General features: G+C 49.3%; 39 protein-coding genes. 25 read left to right on the forward strand and 14 right to left on the reverse strand.

Features of this window, described 5'->3' with window-relative positions:
* Positions 1 to 6: 6 nt before the first annotated feature.
* The 17 genes from GZH47_RS33420 to GZH47_RS33500 all read left to right on the forward strand — a co-directional run bounded on the left by GZH47_RS33420 (position 7) and on the right by GZH47_RS33500 (position 6,946).
* Positions 7 to 831: a hypothetical protein gene (locus GZH47_RS33420; RefSeq protein WP_162645929.1), complete on the forward strand. Its 825-nt coding sequence runs from the start codon at positions 7 to 9 to the stop codon at positions 829 to 831.
* Positions 821 to 1,111, forward strand: a complete 291-nt coding sequence (locus tag GZH47_RS33425; protein WP_162645930.1) for a hypothetical protein — start codon at positions 821 to 823, stop codon at positions 1,109 to 1,111. The genes GZH47_RS33420 and GZH47_RS33425 overlap by 11 nt, the downstream gene beginning before the upstream one ends.
* Positions 1,112 to 1,122: 11 nt before the next feature.
* A complete protein-coding gene (locus GZH47_RS33430; RefSeq protein ID WP_162645931.1) occupies positions 1,123 to 1,368 on the forward strand; it encodes a hypothetical protein in 246 nt (81 codons plus the stop codon).
* 11 nt (positions 1,369 to 1,379) lie between these two features.
* Positions 1,380 to 1,724, forward strand: coding sequence for a hypothetical protein (locus tag GZH47_RS33435; RefSeq protein WP_162645932.1), 345 nt, complete (start codon positions 1,380 to 1,382; stop codon positions 1,722 to 1,724).
* A complete protein-coding gene (locus GZH47_RS33440; RefSeq protein ID WP_162645933.1) occupies positions 1,718 to 1,957 on the forward strand; it encodes a hypothetical protein in 240 nt (79 codons plus the stop codon). The genes GZH47_RS33435 and GZH47_RS33440 overlap by 7 nt, the downstream gene beginning before the upstream one ends.
* Entirely contained in the window at positions 1,954 to 2,100 is a 147-nt protein-coding gene (locus GZH47_RS33445) for a hypothetical protein (RefSeq protein WP_162645934.1), read from the forward strand. Before GZH47_RS33440 ends, GZH47_RS33445 begins: the two co-directional genes overlap by 4 nt.
* Before the next feature lie 19 nt (positions 2,101 to 2,119).
* Positions 2,120 to 2,401, forward strand: coding sequence for a hypothetical protein (locus GZH47_RS33450; protein WP_162645935.1), 282 nt, complete (start codon positions 2,120 to 2,122; stop codon positions 2,399 to 2,401).
* Positions 2,401 to 2,562, forward strand: a complete 162-nt coding sequence (locus tag GZH47_RS33455) for a hypothetical protein (RefSeq protein WP_162645936.1) — start codon at positions 2,401 to 2,403, stop codon at positions 2,560 to 2,562. The genes GZH47_RS33450 and GZH47_RS33455 overlap by 1 nt, the downstream gene beginning before the upstream one ends.
* A gap of 104 nt (positions 2,563 to 2,666) precedes the next feature.
* Entirely contained in the window at positions 2,667 to 2,939 is a 273-nt protein-coding gene (locus GZH47_RS33460; protein WP_225446652.1) for a DNA-entry nuclease, read from the forward strand.
* Between the two features lie 423 nt (positions 2,940 to 3,362).
* Positions 3,363 to 3,944, forward strand: coding sequence for a hypothetical protein (locus GZH47_RS33465; RefSeq protein ID WP_162645937.1), 582 nt, complete (start codon positions 3,363 to 3,365; stop codon positions 3,942 to 3,944).
* Positions 3,937 to 4,536, forward strand: coding sequence for a hypothetical protein (locus tag GZH47_RS33470; RefSeq protein WP_162645938.1), 600 nt, complete (start codon positions 3,937 to 3,939; stop codon positions 4,534 to 4,536). Before GZH47_RS33465 ends, GZH47_RS33470 begins: the two co-directional genes overlap by 8 nt.
* A gap of 5 nt (positions 4,537 to 4,541) precedes the next feature.
* Positions 4,542 to 4,973, forward strand: coding sequence for a hypothetical protein (locus GZH47_RS33475; RefSeq protein WP_162645939.1), 432 nt, complete (start codon positions 4,542 to 4,544; stop codon positions 4,971 to 4,973).
* Positions 4,974 to 4,980: 7 nt separating this feature from the next.
* Positions 4,981 to 5,448 carry a hypothetical protein gene (locus GZH47_RS33480; RefSeq protein ID WP_162645940.1) on the forward strand — a complete coding sequence of 156 codons (468 nt, stop codon included), beginning with the start codon at positions 4,981 to 4,983 and terminating at the stop codon, positions 5,446 to 5,448.
* Between the two features lie 10 nt (positions 5,449 to 5,458).
* A complete protein-coding gene (locus GZH47_RS33485) occupies positions 5,459 to 5,725 on the forward strand; it encodes a hypothetical protein (RefSeq protein WP_162645941.1) in 267 nt (88 codons plus the stop codon).
* Positions 5,725 to 6,006 carry a hypothetical protein gene (locus tag GZH47_RS33490; RefSeq protein ID WP_162645942.1) on the forward strand — a complete coding sequence of 94 codons (282 nt, stop codon included), beginning with the start codon at positions 5,725 to 5,727 and terminating at the stop codon, positions 6,004 to 6,006. The genes GZH47_RS33485 and GZH47_RS33490 overlap by 1 nt, the downstream gene beginning before the upstream one ends.
* A 15-nt stretch (positions 6,007 to 6,021) precedes the next feature.
* The gene (locus GZH47_RS33495) at positions 6,022 to 6,450 is read left to right on the forward strand and encodes a hypothetical protein (RefSeq protein WP_162645943.1); all 429 of its coding nucleotides are present in this window, start codon (positions 6,022 to 6,024) and stop codon (positions 6,448 to 6,450) included.
* Positions 6,451 to 6,460: 10 nt separating this feature from the next.
* On the forward strand, positions 6,461 to 6,946 hold the full coding sequence (locus tag GZH47_RS33500) for a hypothetical protein (RefSeq protein WP_162645944.1): 486 nt from the start codon (positions 6,461 to 6,463) through the stop codon (positions 6,944 to 6,946).
* Position 6,947: 1 nt separating this feature from the next.
* Here GZH47_RS33500 and GZH47_RS33505 read toward each other — a convergent pair whose 3' ends face one another.
* A complete protein-coding gene (locus GZH47_RS33505) occupies positions 6,948 to 7,286 on the reverse strand; it encodes a hypothetical protein (RefSeq protein WP_162645945.1) in 339 nt (112 codons plus the stop codon).
* Positions 7,287 to 7,410: 124 nt separating this feature from the next.
* Between GZH47_RS33505 and GZH47_RS33510 the strand changes: the two genes are divergently transcribed.
* The 4 genes from GZH47_RS33510 to GZH47_RS33525 all read left to right on the forward strand — a co-directional run bounded on the left by GZH47_RS33510 (position 7,411) and on the right by GZH47_RS33525 (position 11,272).
* Positions 7,411 to 7,773 carry a hypothetical protein gene (locus GZH47_RS33510; protein ID WP_162645946.1) on the forward strand — a complete coding sequence of 121 codons (363 nt, stop codon included), beginning with the start codon at positions 7,411 to 7,413 and terminating at the stop codon, positions 7,771 to 7,773.
* Between the two features lie 5 nt (positions 7,774 to 7,778).
* A complete protein-coding gene (locus tag GZH47_RS33515) occupies positions 7,779 to 8,498 on the forward strand; it encodes a hypothetical protein (protein ID WP_162645947.1) in 720 nt (239 codons plus the stop codon).
* A 279-nt stretch (positions 8,499 to 8,777) separates the two neighbouring features.
* Entirely contained in the window at positions 8,778 to 9,758 is a 981-nt protein-coding gene (locus tag GZH47_RS33520) for a hypothetical protein (RefSeq protein WP_162645948.1), read from the forward strand.
* 191 nt (positions 9,759 to 9,949) lie between these two features.
* The gene (locus GZH47_RS33525; RefSeq protein ID WP_162645949.1) at positions 9,950 to 11,272 is read left to right on the forward strand and encodes a hypothetical protein; all 1,323 of its coding nucleotides are present in this window, start codon (positions 9,950 to 9,952) and stop codon (positions 11,270 to 11,272) included.
* Here the strand turns inward: GZH47_RS33525 and GZH47_RS33530 are convergent.
* The 3 genes from GZH47_RS33530 to GZH47_RS33540 are packed head-to-tail and all read right to left on the reverse strand — an operon-like array spanning position 11,269 to position 12,731.
* Positions 11,269 to 11,529 carry a hypothetical protein gene (locus tag GZH47_RS33530; protein WP_162645950.1) on the reverse strand — a complete coding sequence of 87 codons (261 nt, stop codon included), beginning with the start codon at positions 11,527 to 11,529 and terminating at the stop codon, positions 11,269 to 11,271. The genes GZH47_RS33525 and GZH47_RS33530 overlap by 4 nt on opposite strands.
* A gap of 13 nt (positions 11,530 to 11,542) precedes the next feature.
* A complete protein-coding gene (locus tag GZH47_RS33535) occupies positions 11,543 to 11,773 on the reverse strand; it encodes a hypothetical protein (RefSeq protein WP_162645951.1) in 231 nt (76 codons plus the stop codon).
* 7 nt (positions 11,774 to 11,780) lie between these two features.
* Positions 11,781 to 12,731 (reverse strand): helix-turn-helix domain-containing protein, encoded by a 951-nt coding sequence (locus GZH47_RS33540; RefSeq protein WP_162645952.1) that lies wholly within the window; start codon positions 12,729 to 12,731, stop codon positions 11,781 to 11,783.
* A 198-nt stretch (positions 12,732 to 12,929) separates the two neighbouring features.
* On the opposite strand from GZH47_RS33540, the gene GZH47_RS33545 reads away from it, so the two are divergent.
* From GZH47_RS33545 to GZH47_RS33550, 3 genes are all read left to right on the forward strand, one after another.
* The gene (locus tag GZH47_RS33545; RefSeq protein WP_162645953.1) at positions 12,930 to 13,076 is read left to right on the forward strand and encodes a hypothetical protein; all 147 of its coding nucleotides are present in this window, start codon (positions 12,930 to 12,932) and stop codon (positions 13,074 to 13,076) included.
* A gap of 65 nt (positions 13,077 to 13,141) precedes the next feature.
* Positions 13,142 to 13,276: a hypothetical protein gene (locus GZH47_RS34475; RefSeq protein WP_263866936.1), complete on the forward strand. Its 135-nt coding sequence runs from the start codon at positions 13,142 to 13,144 to the stop codon at positions 13,274 to 13,276.
* Complete coding sequence (locus GZH47_RS33550) at positions 13,273 to 13,455, forward strand: hypothetical protein (RefSeq protein WP_162645954.1); 183 nt, start codon at positions 13,273 to 13,275, stop codon at positions 13,453 to 13,455. The genes GZH47_RS34475 and GZH47_RS33550 overlap by 4 nt, the downstream gene beginning before the upstream one ends.
* A 72-nt stretch (positions 13,456 to 13,527) precedes the next feature.
* On the opposite strand, the gene GZH47_RS33555 is transcribed toward GZH47_RS33550, so the two are convergent.
* Entirely contained in the window at positions 13,528 to 13,908 is a 381-nt protein-coding gene (locus GZH47_RS33555; protein WP_162645955.1) for a helix-turn-helix transcriptional regulator, read from the reverse strand.
* A gap of 253 nt (positions 13,909 to 14,161) precedes the next feature.
* Here GZH47_RS33555 and GZH47_RS33560 point away from each other — a divergent pair, with 253 nt between their 5' ends.
* The gene (locus GZH47_RS33560) at positions 14,162 to 14,473 is read left to right on the forward strand and encodes a YolD-like family protein (RefSeq protein WP_162645956.1); all 312 of its coding nucleotides are present in this window, start codon (positions 14,162 to 14,164) and stop codon (positions 14,471 to 14,473) included.
* A gap of 14 nt (positions 14,474 to 14,487) precedes the next feature.
* Here GZH47_RS33560 and GZH47_RS33565 read toward each other — a convergent pair whose 3' ends face one another.
* The 9 genes from GZH47_RS33565 to GZH47_RS33605 form a co-directional block, all read right to left on the reverse strand.
* The gene (locus tag GZH47_RS33565; protein WP_162645957.1) at positions 14,488 to 15,066 is read right to left on the reverse strand and encodes a 5' nucleotidase, NT5C type; all 579 of its coding nucleotides are present in this window, start codon (positions 15,064 to 15,066) and stop codon (positions 14,488 to 14,490) included.
* A 33-nt stretch (positions 15,067 to 15,099) separates the two neighbouring features.
* Positions 15,100 to 15,771, reverse strand: coding sequence for a dTMP kinase (locus GZH47_RS33570; RefSeq protein ID WP_225446653.1), 672 nt, complete (start codon positions 15,769 to 15,771; stop codon positions 15,100 to 15,102).
* Positions 15,768 to 16,016 (reverse strand): hypothetical protein, encoded by a 249-nt coding sequence (locus GZH47_RS33575; protein WP_162645958.1) that lies wholly within the window; start codon positions 16,014 to 16,016, stop codon positions 15,768 to 15,770. The genes GZH47_RS33570 and GZH47_RS33575 overlap by 4 nt, the downstream gene beginning before the upstream one ends.
* The gene (locus tag GZH47_RS33580) at positions 15,980 to 16,204 is read right to left on the reverse strand and encodes a hypothetical protein (RefSeq protein WP_162645959.1); all 225 of its coding nucleotides are present in this window, start codon (positions 16,202 to 16,204) and stop codon (positions 15,980 to 15,982) included. Before GZH47_RS33580 ends, GZH47_RS33575 begins: the two co-directional genes overlap by 37 nt.
* Before the next feature lie 6 nt (positions 16,205 to 16,210).
* Entirely contained in the window at positions 16,211 to 16,528 is a 318-nt protein-coding gene (locus GZH47_RS33585) for an MBT domain-containing protein (RefSeq protein ID WP_162645960.1), read from the reverse strand.
* A 103-nt stretch (positions 16,529 to 16,631) separates the two neighbouring features.
* Positions 16,632 to 17,762 carry an N-acetylmuramoyl-L-alanine amidase gene (locus GZH47_RS33590; protein ID WP_162645961.1) on the reverse strand — a complete coding sequence of 377 codons (1,131 nt, stop codon included), beginning with the start codon at positions 17,760 to 17,762 and terminating at the stop codon, positions 16,632 to 16,634.
* 74 nt (positions 17,763 to 17,836) lie between these two features.
* On the reverse strand, positions 17,837 to 18,265 hold the full coding sequence (locus GZH47_RS33595; RefSeq protein ID WP_162645962.1) for a hypothetical protein: 429 nt from the start codon (positions 18,263 to 18,265) through the stop codon (positions 17,837 to 17,839).
* A gap of 2 nt (positions 18,266 to 18,267) precedes the next feature.
* Positions 18,268 to 18,618, reverse strand: a complete 351-nt coding sequence (locus GZH47_RS33600; RefSeq protein ID WP_162645963.1) for a hypothetical protein — start codon at positions 18,616 to 18,618, stop codon at positions 18,268 to 18,270.
* A 6-nt stretch (positions 18,619 to 18,624) separates the two neighbouring features.
* Positions 18,625 to 18,909: a hypothetical protein gene (locus GZH47_RS33605; RefSeq protein ID WP_162645964.1), complete on the reverse strand. Its 285-nt coding sequence runs from the start codon at positions 18,907 to 18,909 to the stop codon at positions 18,625 to 18,627.

Raw genomic sequence — 18,909 nt, forward strand, 5'->3', positions numbered from 1 at the left:
GCCACCATGACTGAAGAGAAAAAACCATATGAGCCATACACGCTCAGTATTCCTCAGCGCACCGAGCAGGATTTGCAGATCGTGACCATGACGGCCGACCAGGAGGCGCTGGCAAATAAAAGCCTGAAGGATATTTACGGCTCTGTCGGCCATCTTCATCAATTGCTCAAAGAGGGCAAGCTCACATACGAAATGCGCAACACGCTGATGAGTCTGATTGAATCTTATGTCTCTGAACTCGGCGAGCCGTTGGAGTATGCTGGTACCTTGAAAGCAGAACAGGAAAAGCGCTATAAGGATATCCGCCGGGCGAACGGCGAGATTCACCGCCTCCGGGAGCAGCTTGGCTCCAGTAAGCCAATAGACGGCCTGGACGAGCAGCTGGGGGTGCTGCATGATACCGTTCGAGACTGGTGGAACAACCATGGATTCTGTTACGTCTCTGAGGACTCCTTCACTCAATACGGCTATAAGGTGAAGTTCGGCTTCATGCTCAGCTCGATGGAACGACGGAGCTTCACCAAGACGCCAGTAAGCGATGAGCAGGATCATCGCAACAGGCTGCAGGAGCTGAAAGATGCCGGCTTCGAAATCTACATGGACGACGACGGCCGGGATCCGCAGCTTATCGACAACGATAATAATCGCCAGTTGCTCGAACAGCTGATCAAAAGCAGATTTCCATCGGCACAGATCACCAGCATCCAGAGTTGGAAGGCAAATCGAAGGGACTGCTTCGTGGTCCGGTACATGGACGTGACCATTCGGGATTATCAGGACGTTCCGGCGGCCGAGTCCGAGTCCGAAGAAGGCCAATCCGATGGACAGTAAATACATGCAAGTCCGGATGCCGGACGGATCGCTTTGGCAATTTCCTATTGAAGTCGTAGCCACTCATAAGGGAGAAAACGATGATTGCGAAGTGGATTACGTCCCGGATGCAGTGGAACTGGCCATGAAGGAGTCTGATGACGTTCTTATCAATTGGGCAATCAATGAAATGCATTGGTCCGATCTGGCGCCTCATGCCGAACAGATCGAGCCGCCAACCACAACCGATTACGAGAGGGCCTGGATGAATAGCGAACCCAAAATCGTTGACTACAATTAGGGGGTAGCGTCATGAAGGTTACAATTCTGCGCACCGGGGCTTCCGTTCCGGTGCAAATGAAAATATACGTCGCTGAAACAAATACGATCTGGTATTTGGTACATGAAGGTAACTTGAAGGCTATCAACCTGCTAATCGTGCGCAATGACGTACAGGTCCTTTACCAGGATCCAAAATTCTCGATCCCAGACCAGATACTAATGCATGATAGCTATTGGTACACCAGCGAGTCCGTCATGGAAAACTTTTTATCTTAGGAGGAAATACAATGACCAGCTTTTATTCATCCAATTTCAATTTCAAAGACGAAGCCGGATACGACAAGCGAGTCGATGAAATGGTCAAGATCATCAACGACAACAATCTTCGCCGGGCAGTATTCGTTTGGGAAAACAAGGTCGTAGAAGTAACCAAGATGAAGGATGACGAGTTCTCGATCGATCCAGGTCCGGAGGATGAATCTGACGTCATGGAGTTCCTCGGAAAGCAACAATGCGATGAATGTAAGACCTGGCACGACACACTCACGCAAGTGGATCTGCCACGGGTGCGTGGAACATCAGGCAGGACTGTTGATCTCTGCAAGAAATGCACGACGGACAAGTTATGCTGACCGGTGAAAAATGTCGGCTGGCCGTGTCGAAGGTGACAGGGATCCCGGAGGGATCCCTGATCATTCAGGAAGATTACGGCAAGGACGGTGCGGCTATTCAAGACGAGAGCTCTAACGAATATTACGTCGAGCCGACGAATCAAATCAAGGATTACACACCTGCGCAGCTGCAGAGCATTGAGATCCTTGGCGAGCATGAAGGCCGAACAGTCTACAAGGAGAAGATTTCATGATCAAAACAACGATCACAGTTGAGGTCACTCATCATTCTTATAACGCAGCCTGGCTGGAGCGCCAGATCCAGGAGACTCTGCATCGCTTGGACGATGTAAAAGAAGTCAAAACGAAAACCGTCGAGCACAAGCCGGCAAATTAACTGCGAGGAGCTTATCAAGATGGGAATGCAAAAGAAATTGGAAGCGGCGAGACATGAAGGGTACCTTGCAGGGCTGAAATCTGGAGCTGCTCAGAAAGAGCTGCAGAAATCTTTCCTTGATGGTATCAAGGTGGGAGCCGATGCTGCCAATGAAGTTTGGTCATCTGCGATTCAGAACACGCACGGCGTGGGCACGAAAACGATCCAGAAAATCTATGCCCAGGCCGAACAAGAGCATCAGCAACGGAAAGTCGAGCGAAAAATGCTTGCCTCCGACCAGCCTGAAGAAGTTGTGGCGTAATGAACAAAGTGGAGCAAGATCTGGCCCTTGTCTTGGGCATGATCCAGCAGCTATTGGACCGTGAAATGACAGAGGCTGAAGTCGCTTTAGCCACCATTTCATTTAAGTCAGGCGTTCAAACAGGACTGGAGTGGGAACCGAATCCAAATCGAAATAATTAACGGCATTAAATACCTTATTTTTCCATACATGGACATATGTACAAAATACATCTTTTGTGCAGTAGTGCGGTAAAGCGTTAACTTATGAAATGAGTTCTTTCATTATGCCACATGTGGCCGCTGTAATGCAAGGGGATGGTGTTCGGTATGATCGCTACAACCGAATGCTTTACCATCCGGATTACCATCCGAATCAAGGCAAGCCATATACCACTAAGGAAAATGCGTATCTGTGCAAGCATTATATCCGTGGCCAGGTTAAAACTTTAGCTTTGGATATGGGACGCACTGAGCATTCGATCCGCCAACACGTCAACGAATTGCGGCGCCTTGGCCAGTTCGATCATTACAAGTCGATGGTATTCAAGGACGAATAAATCCCTATATAGGGGCGAAATTTTCAAAAAAAATTTTTCGGGGTTTTGCATTATCGAACCTGTATTCCATTTCAATATACATAAGGAGGATTCGCTGTAATGCAATACGTCACCACCATTATCATTGCTGCTCTTTATATTTGGGCCAAGTATTACAAGCGCAAGCACTTGCGGAGCTTCTAGTGGATCTCACGATCGCATACTTGATTCGAACTGAACAATGGCCTGAGCCCCCGTTCCCCGGATGGCGGCGACAATGGCTGTGCTGCAAGGTTTGCGGATACCTACAGTATTACGATTATATCCCCTACTCGCTGCAGAATCCTATTATGTGGAGTGCGTGCGGCCATGATCTCAAAACGCAAATGCACCGTCTTTCCGATCCGCCGCTACAACTAAACCCGAAACCAGAAAGGAACGACCATGGATAAAGAAAAAAAAGAAATCGGAAACGTGATCAACGGGCTCTTCGGCGCCTTTGAAGCCGAGTCGGACGCAAAGAATGCGGACTGGATCCGCAGCGTTACGCAGGAATATCATTACCTGGACCTAAACAATCCGGAGAAATTTTCTCTGCTGCTTACGATGGCCGTTCGAGACAAAGCTGATGCTTTGATGCGCCATGCCCTCCCCTCTATCGTGCCGGCGGACCTGAACCGTAAACTCAAGCACAAGGTGGAGTTCGCCTTCCTTCATTACGATTTCATTGCCCGTCATCTGAAAAGCATCATTCTGAAGTTCGAAGGCCACGGCTGCTCCACAGACAAGACCCGTTGGCTGATCGACAGCTATGTGAAATACATTATTAGTGGCGATCTGCCCCTAATTGAGGAGAAGAAATACTGGCATCCGGCCTGCGGCGAAGTCGCCGACTGGATGGCATGGATCGATACGATGGGCGATCTCTATTACGGAAACGTTGAGCGGTATGCGCTTGCCAAGATCAAAGTCTTCAATAGCTATGCGTATAAATGGACAGAATCCGGAGGCGATTCGAATGAATGACACAGCGATGATCAGAACGTTTGGTGAGTACCACAAAAAGTGGAGTGCTGGCGCCACGATGCTGATTGCACCACATGACGTGGACACTCGGGATCACAACGAATTCGGCATTATTGATGGCCGGCACTGGCGTCCTCTCTCCTTTTCCCCTGCTCTTCAGGATCTGACTGGTACCTTTGTTCGCTCGCAAATCCTGGAGTATTGCAGCGAGCGGTCTATTAAGCTGACCGAGGAACAAATCGTTTCAACTGTCGAAATCGTTCAATATTGGCTGACAGATGCGATCAGTAATTCTATCGACAATGCCATCGATAATCTGGAATTGGACCGTGAGCTCGTAATCCTGAATGCCTGGGGCGGTAAGAACGAAGGCGGTGATCTGGAGCTCCTCACCACCGACGTAAGCGAAATACCGAACGGCACCTGCGAGCTCGAGATTGTCAAGGGCTTTATCGTCAGCGGCGGCGCTGATATCCGGGATTGGGTCGAGGATAATCTCAAAGAATTCTATGAAGACAAAGATGAGCTGAATGCTGCCCTCGTTGAGCATAATCTCACCCACCTGGTTAATGACCAAAGTGAAGGAGCGTAATAAACATGGATCCACTTGTAGGAATGATGGTTGATATGATGATTGCGGGGAACCAAGAGGCAGCCGCCATCTACGATAGCATCACCGGCATTGATGAAATGTCAGACGTGCCAATGAGCAATGAAGTGCTGAGCCTCATTTACGTGCCATGCGACGTGAAAACGATCGGATCTGATTACTATCTGATCCACGAAGGAAAAGTCGTTTACATGGGCCACATTGATAACGAAGGGTTGGTGGACACGGTAATCAAAGATATTACCACGCTGCCCGAATTTATCAATGTCGGGATCGCCGCTAAGCTCAATGATCGAGCGAAATTGGGAGAGTTCCTTTCCAATGAAGAGACACTGCTCAAGATCATGAGCCAGCAGCAGCTCGGACTGCAGTATCTCGAGGAGAATCACGGTCCGATCGACTCTCGGAAGGTTAACTAGGTGTCCAATGGGATATGTATGCCTGAATGATTTCCATAAGGTTCGTACCGACGGTCGTGCAATGCGCCGTCGGGCGGCCCATCTGGACGCCGGCGATCGCTACGAGTTCCGTGAATCCTTGCACGGCTTCATTTATGAGGTCGTCGATCACGAGAGGATGGTCTTCTATCGTCAGGATCGCCCTGTATTCAATCAAGGGGATCTGTTTGAGGGGTTCCTCCCTTTCATGTGCGACTACTGCAAGCAAGTGGTCTACAGTACCTACTTGGTGCCCTATCGCCTGAAATTTGAAATGCTCACCCGACCGTTTACCGATAGGCCTGAATGGAAGAGTAGCTACTTGGATATCAAGTTCTCCTGCTGTAATGCATGTCATAATGGCCCGCTGCCCATTCCGGAGAAGCTGATCGGCCATCATTTGACGGAGCTGCAGCAAGACGGCCGAGCAATCTTTACCCAAAAACGAAAACTGTGAGGTGGCTTTTATGAGTAGTAAGCGCAACAGGATTTTGACGATTATCACCCAGGGCTGTTTGGACCCGATTACCGCATTAGACGTTAAGACCGACAACATCATGTACGTTTATGGCGGCCGCAGCGAATTTGACGACATGCTGAGTGAGATTGAAGATTTCTTCGATGTAGACGTTTCTCTTCCGGAGGACGAGGATATCGGTGAAATGACCGTTCAGAAATTTGTGGACACTGTGCTCCATCTTCTTGGAGGCGAAGACGAGGAGGTTGCAAGCTGATGGGATTCACGATCACGAAGGACAACATCCATACGGAGCCGGATGAAAAGCAGTGGGATAAGACCGGAAAGAGATTCAAATGCATCTGTGTCGATGAAGCTAAGAGCTATGCCGAAGGGCAGCATAAATTTAGGCTCCTCGATGACGACCGCAATGTTTATTTATACGGCAAGTCCGACGATGACAACTGCTTTTGTCCGCTGGACTGGTCGCAGCCGCTGTGGGGCACCACAGAGATTCAATATTATGACGAGCAGACAAGGGAATACAAAACGCTCTAGGAAGGAAGAAGCGAAATGATGCGAGGCATGATCATCACGCATAACGACGGAACTCCGGATCTTGAAATGGAGATCAGCAAGGCCAATCTGGTTAGATCCAGCGAGCGTGGATTTGTTTACATGGAGGAAATGGCCGATGGCAAGTGGCGCCTCACATATACTGATAAGGCAATCAGTGATTTCTCTAAGATCGCAGCCTTCCGAATGATTCGTCGGGGCGGCATAGTGGAAATGCCTGAAGAGCCCTTCCATATCAAGACGTACCGGGATCTCTTGATTGCACTTTCGGATCTCGATCCGACCGATCTGGACCGGCCCTTGCGCTTGTACGAGGCGGCTGATGAGATGAACCTCTTCACCGTTGAGACGACAATTGAACGTGACGGCAGCGGCGATCCATTCCTCGATCTTAATTTTCTGGATTCTGATTACATCGATAGATAGGAGAATCGTTATGCGATCGAACGACACCCTCGTTGTCCTATACAACGAAACCGAATTCCCTTCGGACCTATACCAGCTTGCTTTCCCGGCCACCGCCCAAGAAATGTATGAGTTGCTGGTCAAGCTCCGCAATATCAAGACAAAGACCGGTCAGACTATGGACGAATTTGCATATGTCTTTCCAAAAGGATCCCTCTACCCTGCGGACTACAAGGCGTTCTGGGATGAGCGTAAGAACCCGCAGCGCAAACGTTTCAACACGCAAGCTGATTTCTTCCTGCAGCGGCCAATCCGTGGCGGCAAGGTAAAGCAGAAGCTATATGCATTCGCAGAGGATTTCGATTGGCAGTTTGATAAATGGACAGGCCAGGACGTGATTATCTTGGACATGAACGAAGCCTTGAAAGGCGATTATGTTTATGAACGGGATATCCTCAAGCGTTGGGGTGACAAAGACCCCCTCATCTCGGCAGACCTTACCTACTGCGCTCAGTAGATCAATACACAATGTGAAGGCTGCCATCGTCGAAGATCTGGATCTCCTGCGTGGCCATCATGAAGTCGGCGCCTGACGTGTATCCTTTTTCATTGAGTTCCTTCTGACCTGCCTCCCACGTATGACGATCAATGACGAGCCGGTAGTTCCACAAATCCTGGCCATCCACATCGTAAATGTCCGTGAGCTCGAGCTCGTTGCCGAACAGCTCCGTAAAGAAGGCAGCTGCTTCTTTTTGGGATCCGAACTGCGGAAGGTCTGCTTCGAACTGGCGGGTCAGCCGCTTGTGCTTTCCATTCCACATGTGAAAATAGGATTCCAAATTCTCTTTTGTAACCATAACGCACCCCTTTGCCTTTTTCGTAATTATACTTTTTCACCGACGTGATACGCAATGAGCAAACAAACCGTGCAAGATCCAAGCATCATGCTGAACTGCCAACTTTTGAGTGGAGGTAAACCAAATGGGATACATGACGACCATTACGATTCTAAACGACGCCTTTGATCAGATCGAGAAGCATCCTGTCGAATTCGTAGAGTCAATTAAGCTTGGTATGAACGGTATCGATAAGTTCGGTGCCCGAAATAAGGAGATTTCCAATTTTGGAATCGGCAACTACGCAAACCCGATTGATGTAGCAAGAGCACATCATGCTGACGATCCACGCCTATACCTGGCTTTCCAAAATATGACGGTCGCCTTTGGATACTCAAACGACCTGAAAGATCCTCGCCACTTGGAGCTCCGCAAGCGAATGCTGAAGATGGCCAAAGACATCCTGAAGCAAGAGGAGCGATTGATTAAAGAACTTGAAGGGAGATAAGCACCATGGGAAAACATCGCCTGGGTACCAAAAATTATCAAGCCACAAATGCCAATCAGATTTGGTTGGACGAGGATCTACTTTATCTTCTCCTCAATTATAAGAAGCTTTCTGTCCGCTATAAGCCGGACGTTTGCTTCGACATGATCGGCCGGGAGCTCGGTCGATCGGTCAAGGCGTGTGCGTCGCAGCTTAGTCTGCTTCGCACCGGCAAGACCAAAATTAACATGCTCCCTATCCAGATCATGCTGGAAGATGTGTCTAGCATGGATGACTTCACCATTCCAGAGGACGACACAGCCGATGAGGTCCACGATCCTGTCATCTCCGTGGTTCCCAACGAGAACTATGCAGACCTGGACGCAGCACAGGATTTTATCCGGAATATGTTCGGTCAACTCAATCAGACAGTTCAAACGCTTGAGGCGTTGAACGATAAGCTGATCGCTGACAACGAGCATTTGACCGGAGAACTTGAGGCGAAAACATCCAATGCCGAGGACCTCCAGCTGATCGAGAAGCTTCGGGAAGAAATTGCAACTCTGGAGCAGTGGCTGCGGGAGGAGCAAGCCAAGACGCACGGGCTTACGGAAGAAAACATCCGGCACATCAATGAGATCGAGCGTCTCAAGCGCAAGCTCTCTACGGTGCTTAATATACGGCATGAGCTGGAACAGGATCTGCAGCAGCAAGAGCAGCAGCCCGGCATTCGGAGAGTGAAATGAATCTCGTCTACAAATATCTAATCATCCACAATATGGTCGGTAATTACAAAGAGGGCGACGAGTGCCCTCTTTGCGGCGAAAAATGTGATGACCAGTCTGAAAGTGTGGATGTAGGTGTCGGCTGGGTTCCAGTCACATACGACATGTACTGTTGGAATTGCGGCGCCGAAGGGCATAACTCCGGAACTCAGGTCAGATGGTATGCTCCGGATCCGGACTCCCCATACGGTGTCTCGGCACTCTATGGACCAGCTATATAAATGAAATGAGGTGCTTCGAATGCCAGATCTGTTCGACTTCGATTACACCATTGAGCTAACAGAAGAAGTCATTCAGGAATCGTTGCAGGGTTTGATCCTGCATTTCAAAGCAAGTGGCAACAGTCACTCTGTGCATATGAAAGACCGGGAGTTCGGCCGCATCTATCAGGCAGGCGGTGAAAGCATCATCGTCCCTGGGCTGAACGGCAAAATCCGGATGTGTATCCCAGAGCTGGAGAAGCGTGGACATTGCCACCGATGGAATGGGAGCTCCTCCCCCATGCTTCATCTGAACGATGAGCTGCGTGACTTCCAAGATCCGGAGGAAATCGCAGCCAAGTTCCGTGCTGCTGCCGATCGCTGTTTGGCTGCCGGCGGGGATTACTACACGCTCTATAGTATTCGAACCAATATCAGTATCGGCGTATCCGGCCCTGGCATTGACAAGGCAATTACCAGAGAGATGGACCGTCTCGCTGTTGAGCTTGGCTTCCGCCATTACAAAGAAAAGCCCAAGGCTCTTGGCATGCGCATAAATCACATCAATAAGAAAAACAAGCCAATCATCGAAGCGATCTTCGAGGCTATGAAGCCAATGAAGGATCACCGGGAAGCTCGTCAGTTTTTTGATAGTCATGCCTTTCAGGATCCATCCAGGTACGGCGACGGCTCGGAGAACTTTATCACCCTCATGCCTTCCGTTTTCGATTGCCAGTGTCTAATTGAGTCCGACAACATCAAGGACACGGCTGAAATACTGGCACATATTGGTGGCAGCTGGTGGAAACCAGAGAACGAAGGTCGCTTGATCATCCGAACCAAAGACGATGTGTATGACACGATCATGAGCGAGCCGGACGACGACGTAGAAGACGAAAACGAATATCGGATTTACGAAGACGACGATATCGACGATGAGGCTGCAGAGCTTGAGGAGGATCATCATGAAGCAGATTCAGACGTGCCTGGACCGAGCATTCCAGAAGGCATCCCCGCTTAAACAAAAGTGGCGAGCGGCGATCGGCCAGGCTCCTATTATTCATCACCAGTGGCTGATTCTCAGACACTATCACCATATCGTTCTAATCTACGATCTGGACACCAGCGAGGTCCTTATGCAGTGGTGGGAGCGACCGGCCGACAAACGTGGACTTGACGCTGCACTTGCATATTTGGAGAGGAAGAAAAGCGATGCCAGTGAAAACGAAAGCAAAGAAGCCGGATCCGGCAGTGAGCTTCAGCGATCAGTTTATTGATAAAATCGGTCTGGATGAGATGTGCCGAAGGCATGCAAGGGCCGCTGAGATTATGCGGTCCCCTATTTTTGTTCAGCCGCCTAAGTCGGTTGAAGACTCTCATCGGTTCGGCTGGATGCGTGGCATTGCCTTAATGACCGAAACGCTGATTAATGGCCGGTGGTACGAGTGGCTCCGAGTGAACGCACTTGGCCGGCTGCCTGAAGACATCGACTGGCCGGACGTGTCGATGAGCATGTATCCGTCTGGGAGACATGAGGTATCAAAGATGCTGGAAAACTGCATGAAGCACGTCTACCAGTACGGGCTGCGTGTCGATGTATTACTGGATTGGATCGGCTATGCGCTTGGTATTTCCTGGTTTGATAAACCGTCCATGCCCGAATCACTTTGGGGCCATTTGTACCGGTCATTCAATTTGGATTTGTTCTTCATGTATCCGTCGGATTACTTTTCTGATTTTCTGGCCACACACGGATACAGCGGTGTCGCCGATTATTTTCCGACTCCTCTGAACATCACAATCATGATGAATATGATTGCTGAGCCGCAGCTCTATGAAACGCTCTATGAACCATGCTTGGGCGCAGCTGCGCAACTGTTACCTTCACGCAGCCTAAACATGATCGGTACGGATCTTAATCCAGCCATGGTCAAGACGGCCTCCATACAAGCGTTCCTGTATCAACCCGCCCTTCTCTACGCCCCTCATCCAATCAAAGGCATCCACTTCGACGAGAAAGAGATGCGCATGTGCCGGTACTTCGAGTTCACCACGGATACCCGGATCTACTGCGGCGATTCCTTAATGGGCGAGTTTACGGCACCTCGTAATATTTTTGAAGAGAGCAGCGAACACATCGATGTGTACTTGTCTCCAGTGGATTTGAAGAAACGGGAGCTCTATAAGTATGAAGAGGAAATGATGATGCCTTGGGATGAACTGCCCAAGGAGATGAAATGGAAGATCGTTGTAGCGCAATCGAGGGAGTTTCCGATGGACGTGTGTTTGAGCAATCCGCCGTTCAATATGAGTGTGGGCAAATTCTGGCGAGACAACCTGCAACGGATTGAGGATGGCAATTCGATGTTTCTTCAGGAAAGAGAACAGCGGCTGGCGCTTTGGCAGGAGAAGTATGCCAATCGGCCAGCCGCTGTATTTCAAAGCATTGAGGAAGATGTGAGTCATCGAATCGTTGTTATCGAGACACGAGCGAAGAATGTGATCAAGGGTCAGCTGGCGTTTGAGTTCGCCTAATAGGTGACTGACATGCTCCATGTCCCGCAGTTACCACAAACGAAAAGCTCGATTTCTTTGCTGTCGATAGCGGTATCCACCCAGTAGCCGGCTCCGGTCGTGCATCCGCACTTGGTGTAGAAGCGAGCCATTTCTGGGTTCGTCTTCGTGCCAACGTGATCCTCAGATACATCAATTTTGAGAACCTCTTCCATTAAATCCGGCCGCTCTTGGAACAGCTCAGGAACAAACTTCAGTTTCTCCGCTTGGAGCAGCATGGGCAATTTCCTTTCAATTTGGATCGCTTTCTGGATCCTGAAGGATTTCGATCTTCTCGTCCAGTTCCATTTTTATCATCGTCAGCCGCAATTGAATGTCATCGCTCTTGTTGTAGCTTAATTTGCGGTGTGCTCTGGAGATCAGCTGCGAGGCCTGAAGGAGCATATCCGCTGCTTGCCTTCTGGCCCCGATGGCCTCTGCTAGATCCCGTTTGCGTCGGAGCTCCTTGTCACGCTCGTCCATTCGTGGATCACCTCATATTGTAGAACTCATTTGTGTAAAGGACCTCTTCATTATCGAGCGTCGATTTGAACCAGACGAATGGGTTCTTGTCGATCTTTCCGGTTTTGAACCCCTGCCGGAATTTGACCGCTGCCCGCTGCACTGCAACCGGGGTGTACTTGTCCCACTCGATCTCTTTCAGCACTTTGTCGGTGAACGCTTGAGGAAGTCTGATTTTGCTTGAGACTTCTTCTATGAAACAATCCTTACCCATTTGAGAGTAGATGGACTCTTCATCTTCTTCTTCAAAAGATCTATTTCTACTATCTTTAAAATCTAATATATTTATAGATTTATTTAGGGCATCGTCGGAGCCTTGTCCCGCCTGGGCTGAAGGGCTCTCAGGTGTAGTGCTTTTGCCAACCTCGTCGGGGTGATTTTGACTACCTTCTGTTGTCAATTTTACCCCGTCATTGGTGGCTTTTTCACTACCCGTGTTGTCGTTTATACCACCAGGGTTGTCTTTTCCACCACCGGGGTTGTCAATTTGACCACCGGGGTTGTCTTTTTTACTACCCCTGTTGTCCTTTTTACTACTGGGGTTGTCAATTTCACCCCAGTTGACGACTTTTTTCCAATCAAAATCGTATGTCCACTCGACTTGAGTAGTCTCATCCATCACGAGGCGATAGAAATTATGGCCGTGAAGGTTGTTTTGCTCTATGTAGCCCTTCTCCGTACACTGCTTGATGGCATTTGATGCTTGCTTCTTATCGAAGCCCAGGTACTTCACGAGATCGTTGAGGCTAAATTGGAGGCAATAGCCATCCTTTCGCCATCCGAACGTGAAACGCATCATAAATGATAGCAGCCTGATCTCTATGAGGCTCAGCTCGTTCCGCATGATCAGATCGTAGAACTCGTTGGGAGTCTGCGTAAAGCCACTTGGAATGCTGAATCCTTTGAAATTTTCATGCAACTCTTTTCCCTCCTACTTTACAAATAGTAGGGGTATCGACTATACTAAAAGCATCAAATCGCATAGCAATACCCCCAAAGGGAACCTAAACCACCGGCCAAAGTGAGAAGGTTCCTTTTTCTTTGTCTTAATAGTAAACGATTCGTGTTAATTTTACAAATAGTTTTGGTATGTTTTGAGAATAGTTTGGGGGTTGTAATGATGCATCCTGCGGGCAAAATCCTTGTCACGCTTGGGCGTGTGGCTGCAGCAGAGGCCGGAAGGCAATTGGTGAAACATGGAGTGCCGGCTTTGCAAAAAGCGACAGCTCTGGCCTATCGAAAATATCAATCTATCAAGAAATAAAAAATATAACGTATAACATATTACGGTACGAAATATGTTTTGCATTCCATGCTGGAGGTGATGCGATGTTCAGAGTATACTGGATTAATGCAGCTGGCCATCAGGATGAATCGTTCCATGGCAGCGAAAAATTGCGTGACGATAAAATTGCGGATCTCGAGAGTCAAGGAATTACCGCAGAATGGGAGCATACGAAATGAAGGAACTAGAAAAGGTAAGCATGTCTCGAATCGAAACCGCCCTCTTCCGGATTGATCGTGCCACTTCAGATCCGGAGGTTAAGAAGCTCGTCGAACAGGCGCTGCAGGTAGTAAAGGAAGAACGTGACCGTGTGGAGAACATCCGTGAGGTCGCATTCATGATCGCCAACAAACTGTAACTGCCCTTCAGGGCTTTGTATTGTTGTATAGAAAGAGCGGCACCCTTCTCTATTGGGTCGCCGCTCTTTTTCTTATCCAAAATTATCCTTCAGTGCTTGCTGCAGTAATCCCTGGCAGCGATCGATTTCCTCTTTCAGCTGCTTCTTATAGATTTCTGCCCGATCGGCGCCATCGTCGGTGAACTGATAGTACACCAGTTTTTTGAACCGGTCATGCGGCGGTACGATTTCTTGCCTATGTAAAATGCCGTCTTCTACAAGATCATACAAGGCCTCATACATGGCCGAGTGGGTGGGCTGGTATCCGAAAGGCTTGAACGTTTCGGTCAGCGTGTCCAGGATCTGTAGTCCATATGCTTTTTTCTTTTCCATCAATGTAATGAGATACAGTTTCAGGAAGGCCCGCTGCTTGAGCATGAACCCTCTACTTTCTCTCTTCTGTTTTTCCGCCATGCAATCTATCACCCTCCTAAATCTTAATTATTCACTGTCTAAAATCTTCAACGTGAATCCAGTATAAACCATCTCCACCACCCTTGTCCATATAGGTCCTGAGACTTCTTTGATACTGAACTTAGAGACGTTACAGAACTGCAGGTAATAACGGGTGAACATTTATACGTTGAAGACTTTAGACAATGTTCAAATTAGATTAAACTTGCATTGCAAACATATGTTCTCGTATAATGGCCGTGAGGTGATTGTTATGAGCAAATTAGATGGCAATGGTGTGTGGTCGTCCAAGTTCATTGTTCCGGAGTTCGGCGCTGCACTCGCTAAGCATCAGCTCGAAAGCCGCCGCCGGGCAAAGCCCCTTCTCGATGACCAGGAATGGGAGATTATTACGCAGGCGATCGGAACATCGAGGTTTAATCGTGAACCGGTGAAGCTGATTCTGTTCGACCCATTTGAGGATGTATCCATTGAAGGCGTCGTTGAAAAGTTTGATCCGCAGCTGCAGCAGATCCGGATGAATAGTTCCTGGTTCAAGCTGGCTGATGTGATCGGTGTCGGATAAATGAAAAACCGCCCCTATTCGGAGGCGGCCACAAAACCATATGCTTCTCGGCCGTCACGGTTGAGTTCGGCTTTGAAATATTGAAAGACGTCCAGCCAGTTGCGGCAGCGGATGTGCCTGTTCTTCAGGTACTGGTTATACGGCATGTCCATCAGGATTCCTTTTCCCCTGAATCCTTCAATGTTGTGCGGTCCGTCGTCGATCAAGTAATCCATCCGGAAGAGATCCTTGGGATGGAGCGGGACGAAGTGGTAGCTGTCGATGAACGGTAGATGTTTCTCCACCCACGCCCACTTGTCGGCCACGACGTTCGGATGCGCTGACGTAACGATGAACACTTCGTAGTGGTCGTTCAGCCACGCCATGATGGAAGCTGCGCTCGGTTTGATGCCCAGGTCTCTGAACAATCCAGGCTCCCACAAGAACTTGTACATGTCCTTGCCGCATTCCGGCTTCACGTAGGTCGTGACGTCCCAGTTGGCCATGTCGGCCACTGTTAGACTGTCATTGTACTTCTCATTATATTTGGCGAGCCACACCTGTTCCAGGTTATTCAACGTGGTGTCCAGGTCTACTCCTACGATTTTCCGCATAGCTGTCTCCTCCCCTGCTATGTATAGCCCCCATTAAACTGGAGGCAATACCCGCTTTGCTTCCTTGTAAATGTCTTTGTGAATCTCTTCAGCCGGCAGCTGTCCCATCACCATGGCTGAGGATCCACGAACAAGGGTGTTGATATGGTCGTAGTACATGCTGCGCACGTCGGTCAGCAGATTAAAATCGGATTCATACCGATCGTTTCCACCGTGTTTCCCTTTGCGATTGATGCTTTCCTTCGGCGGCAGATCGATCAGGATCGTTAGATCCGGAGTCCGGACAAACCGCAGCAGGCTTTGAAGCCAGGAGTGAATCTCGCCGTATTTGAGATTCTGATCAGCTGCTTTGTTAGCCGGCAAACCATATGCGTACTGGCTGCCAACGTAGCGGTCCAGAATCAACACATCGGTTCCTGCGGCGTCGAGCTCTTCGAACCATTTCTGCTGCGCCTGTTTGTCGGCCGCCATAATTAGCTCAATCGTTTTCTGATCCACGTCGTAAGGTTCCATGCCCTCGGGCATATTGCCGGATCTTGTGTAGAGCCAGCGTTGGATCAATTGTCCGGTCGGCGTATCGTACCGGTGGAACTCGCTTTGCTCGACTTTGTATCCTTCAGCTCTCAAGCGTTCGACCAGCAGCTCCGTTTGCGTGTGCTTGCCGGATTTATCGAGGCCCTCCAGGGCAATGATGGTCATCTTCATTTGTCTTCATCCTCCTGTTTTCTACGTTCCTCGACTTGCTCCATTGCAAGCTCCAGCACGGTAAGCATGACGGCAATACTGGCATTGGTCGTCGTCATCCAGTTGGCATTGTTCTTGTTGACGATTTTGCTGATCTCCTCGAACATCTCCTCTGCCATACTCCGTGACTTCGCCTTGTCCTCGTCCGTCATTTGCGACTGCAGCACGCTCAGAAACGCTTTCGATTGATTAAGAAGTCTTTCCATTGATCCTTGTCCCCTTTGATTGATTCAATCTCATCTTCCATATCCGATAGATCCGAGAACAAAAAGAAGATCACCAACATAAATGCGAATGTTGGCCACTTCAAAACCTCGGCCAGAACATAGAAGGCGCCCATGATCGCCAGGATCCGGAAACGCTTGGCTAGGTACATCCAGTTGAATTTCTTCATCCCCCGCTACACCTCGTTGTCTTTCTCGTCGTTGCCAAATCGGCATTTCAATTCGAATAGCCAGTCATGAAATAGCCACTTGGCAGGTTGGCCCAAGGCCAGAGACAAATCGATCAAAGCCTCCAGCTCCTCTTTGGTGCGGTATGCTTTAATCTGGTGATACCAGAAGCCATCCTTGTATCCGTCATCGAACTCAACGATGTACCGCATCTTGGCATTGTCGGCTTGCTTGATAATGCCAAGGCGGTTCTCGCATGGTGAAAGCGGGTCAATAATGACCACGAGTTGCTCGACCTGGTATTTCTTGAACTTGTTTTGGTCCATGAAGATTCACCTCAATGAACCCCTACTTCCCTTTCCGGCCGGTCTTCTTTCCACCTGGTGGAACGATAATCATTGCATCGCCTGTGCTGATTGCCATTGAGCCTTACTCCTTCGTCAGCTTTACCGTGTTTGTGGCTCCATCCCATTTGATGTTCAGGCCAAGAATTGCTGCAACCTCTCTCGTATGGGCGTACCCGACTTCCTGGTAGACGAAGGTCGTTTGAAGTGCAGTGCCATTCAAGCTGGACAAGAGTGTTTCTTGATCCCAACCGACCGTTGCCCCTGCAGCATCGCCGGCATCACGGACGGCCACATACGAATTGCTATTGGCTTGCCGGATGAACCCCTTGACGGTCTTGCCCCCAATGACGACATTGCACTCGTGGACGATTTCATCGAAACCGACAGCGGAATCTTTGCCGCCCCATTTGACGTTCAATCCAAGAGCTGCAGCCACCTCGGTGGATTTGGCATAGCCTACGCCATTGATAACGAATGAGCTGTCCATCACCTTGCTGTTCAAGATTCCTTTGTTCAGTTTCGGATCCCAGTTTACGGAAGTCCGGCTGCGCTCAGCGATCGCACGAAGCGGTGTGTACGAATCAGTTCCTCGGGAGATACCTTTCTCTGCCAGCGCCGTTCCGTTGTATTTCACATCGATGCGGTATTCACTCGGCGCAATTACCGGATGTAGACGGGCATTGACTTCTTTCTTGAACCGTTCGTATTCACTCGGTTTCTGCACCCATGGCAGCGGACAGTCTTTCCAGCCGACAACGCCTTTGTGTGTCCAGATCTCGCTTTCCGGAAACGCATAAGTCGTGATCAAGTAAGCAGCCAGATCTGCAGCATTTTGGAAGGTTTCCTCGTGGATACTGCCGTCTTTTTCGATGCACATCTCGATCCCGATCGTACTGTTGTTCGGATAGCTTCCCAGATGATTCAGCGCTTCGGCCGTGTACGTTTTCGAGCCGCAGTGATAGGCCATCTCGTAGTCTGGAATGACACGATAGATAGACTTCCGATCGACGCTGTATTGAGCACTCGCATAGGTGTCATCATCGCTGTCATTCTCGTGTTGGAACTGCAAGCCTGCGAAGTATTTGGCGATGTTCACGGCCGGGGCTCCTCTGGAAGCCGTATAGTGCATGACCAGTCCTTTTCTCGCCTTCAGCTTGATGCCTGGTCTGGAGAACGGGTTAACGGGAATCATCATTTCTGTGATTGCTAACATGTCTTCACCTCGTTGTTTTATTTTTGTGTAATGCATTACACTATGAAAAGTATATCACAGTATTTCTCTTGTTTTCATCCATTATTTGAGAGATGTCTCATGCTCTCGAATATGAATGATCCCTCGACGGTCATCGGATCGTCCGGCCCGTTTAATCGAACCTGATAGCTGACAAGGTATGCCTTCTGCAGAAGCTCATCGCCGAAGTGGATATTTACGCAAGGAGTGCTGGTCATGTACATAAAGAACCGATTGCAGGCTTCGTTATTGGGGAATGCGATCGCAAGTTCTGCTTGTCCCGTATAGGATGCAGCCATATAGGATCCGTCCTGCAGCTCCGTGCCTCCGGCACCGAATGTCGTGGACAATAGTCGAGCGGAGATTGGGATCTCAAGGTCAAAAGCGACGCTCGTTATTTTACCAGGCAAGTGGCCATAGGGCCGCTGCACCCGCCAGACGACTGGATCTCCATGAAGCCGGCAATATGCTTTAACGAGCTCCATGGCTACTCCGGAAGCGGATCGACGAGGAAACTGTACTGCATATCATCGCCGTCCAAGAAAAAAGTCATCGAAAGGATTCTGAATGGTAGCTCCTTTTGAAGTCCATTATCCAAGAGGAGGACAGCCAATCGCTTGCTCCAATTCTCGGTCTTGCCGCTGTGCATTTGCTTGTGGACCCACTCCTCGACACGGACAATAGCTCTGAACCTGGTACCAGTGAAATTGTGATCCCGCTTGAAGCTAACGAGCTTACAAAATTCCTCGTTGATTTGCTGCACGTTATCGCTCTTGTCCGTGATCCAGAGTCGGCAGCGGACGAATGTGCTTTCCAGGTACTTCTCCGTCATCTCCATGGTGCGTCACCCCCGCTTCGAGCGGATCAGATTGTCGGCGAGCATCATCAGGTAGTTCTGTGCATGCGTGATATCTTCGATGACCATATCGATTGCCGAGTCCTCTGGTGCCACATTCAGGTAATTAAGGCCGTCCTTTACTTCCTCTACTTTCTTATGGAAGCCTGCGAACAGGTACTCAGAGGTCTCCCCCTCCCATCCACCTTTCCAGACATGGATCTGCAGCTGCTCCTCCATTCTAGTGGTGTTGGCTGCAAGGGCTGGGCGAATGGTCATGTTCTCGTTTTGCAT

The sequence above is a fragment of the Paenibacillus rhizovicinus genome (genome assembly GCF_010365285.1).
In the GTDB taxonomy this organism is placed as follows: Bacteria; Bacillota; Bacilli; order Paenibacillales; family Paenibacillaceae; genus Paenibacillus_Z; species Paenibacillus_Z rhizovicinus.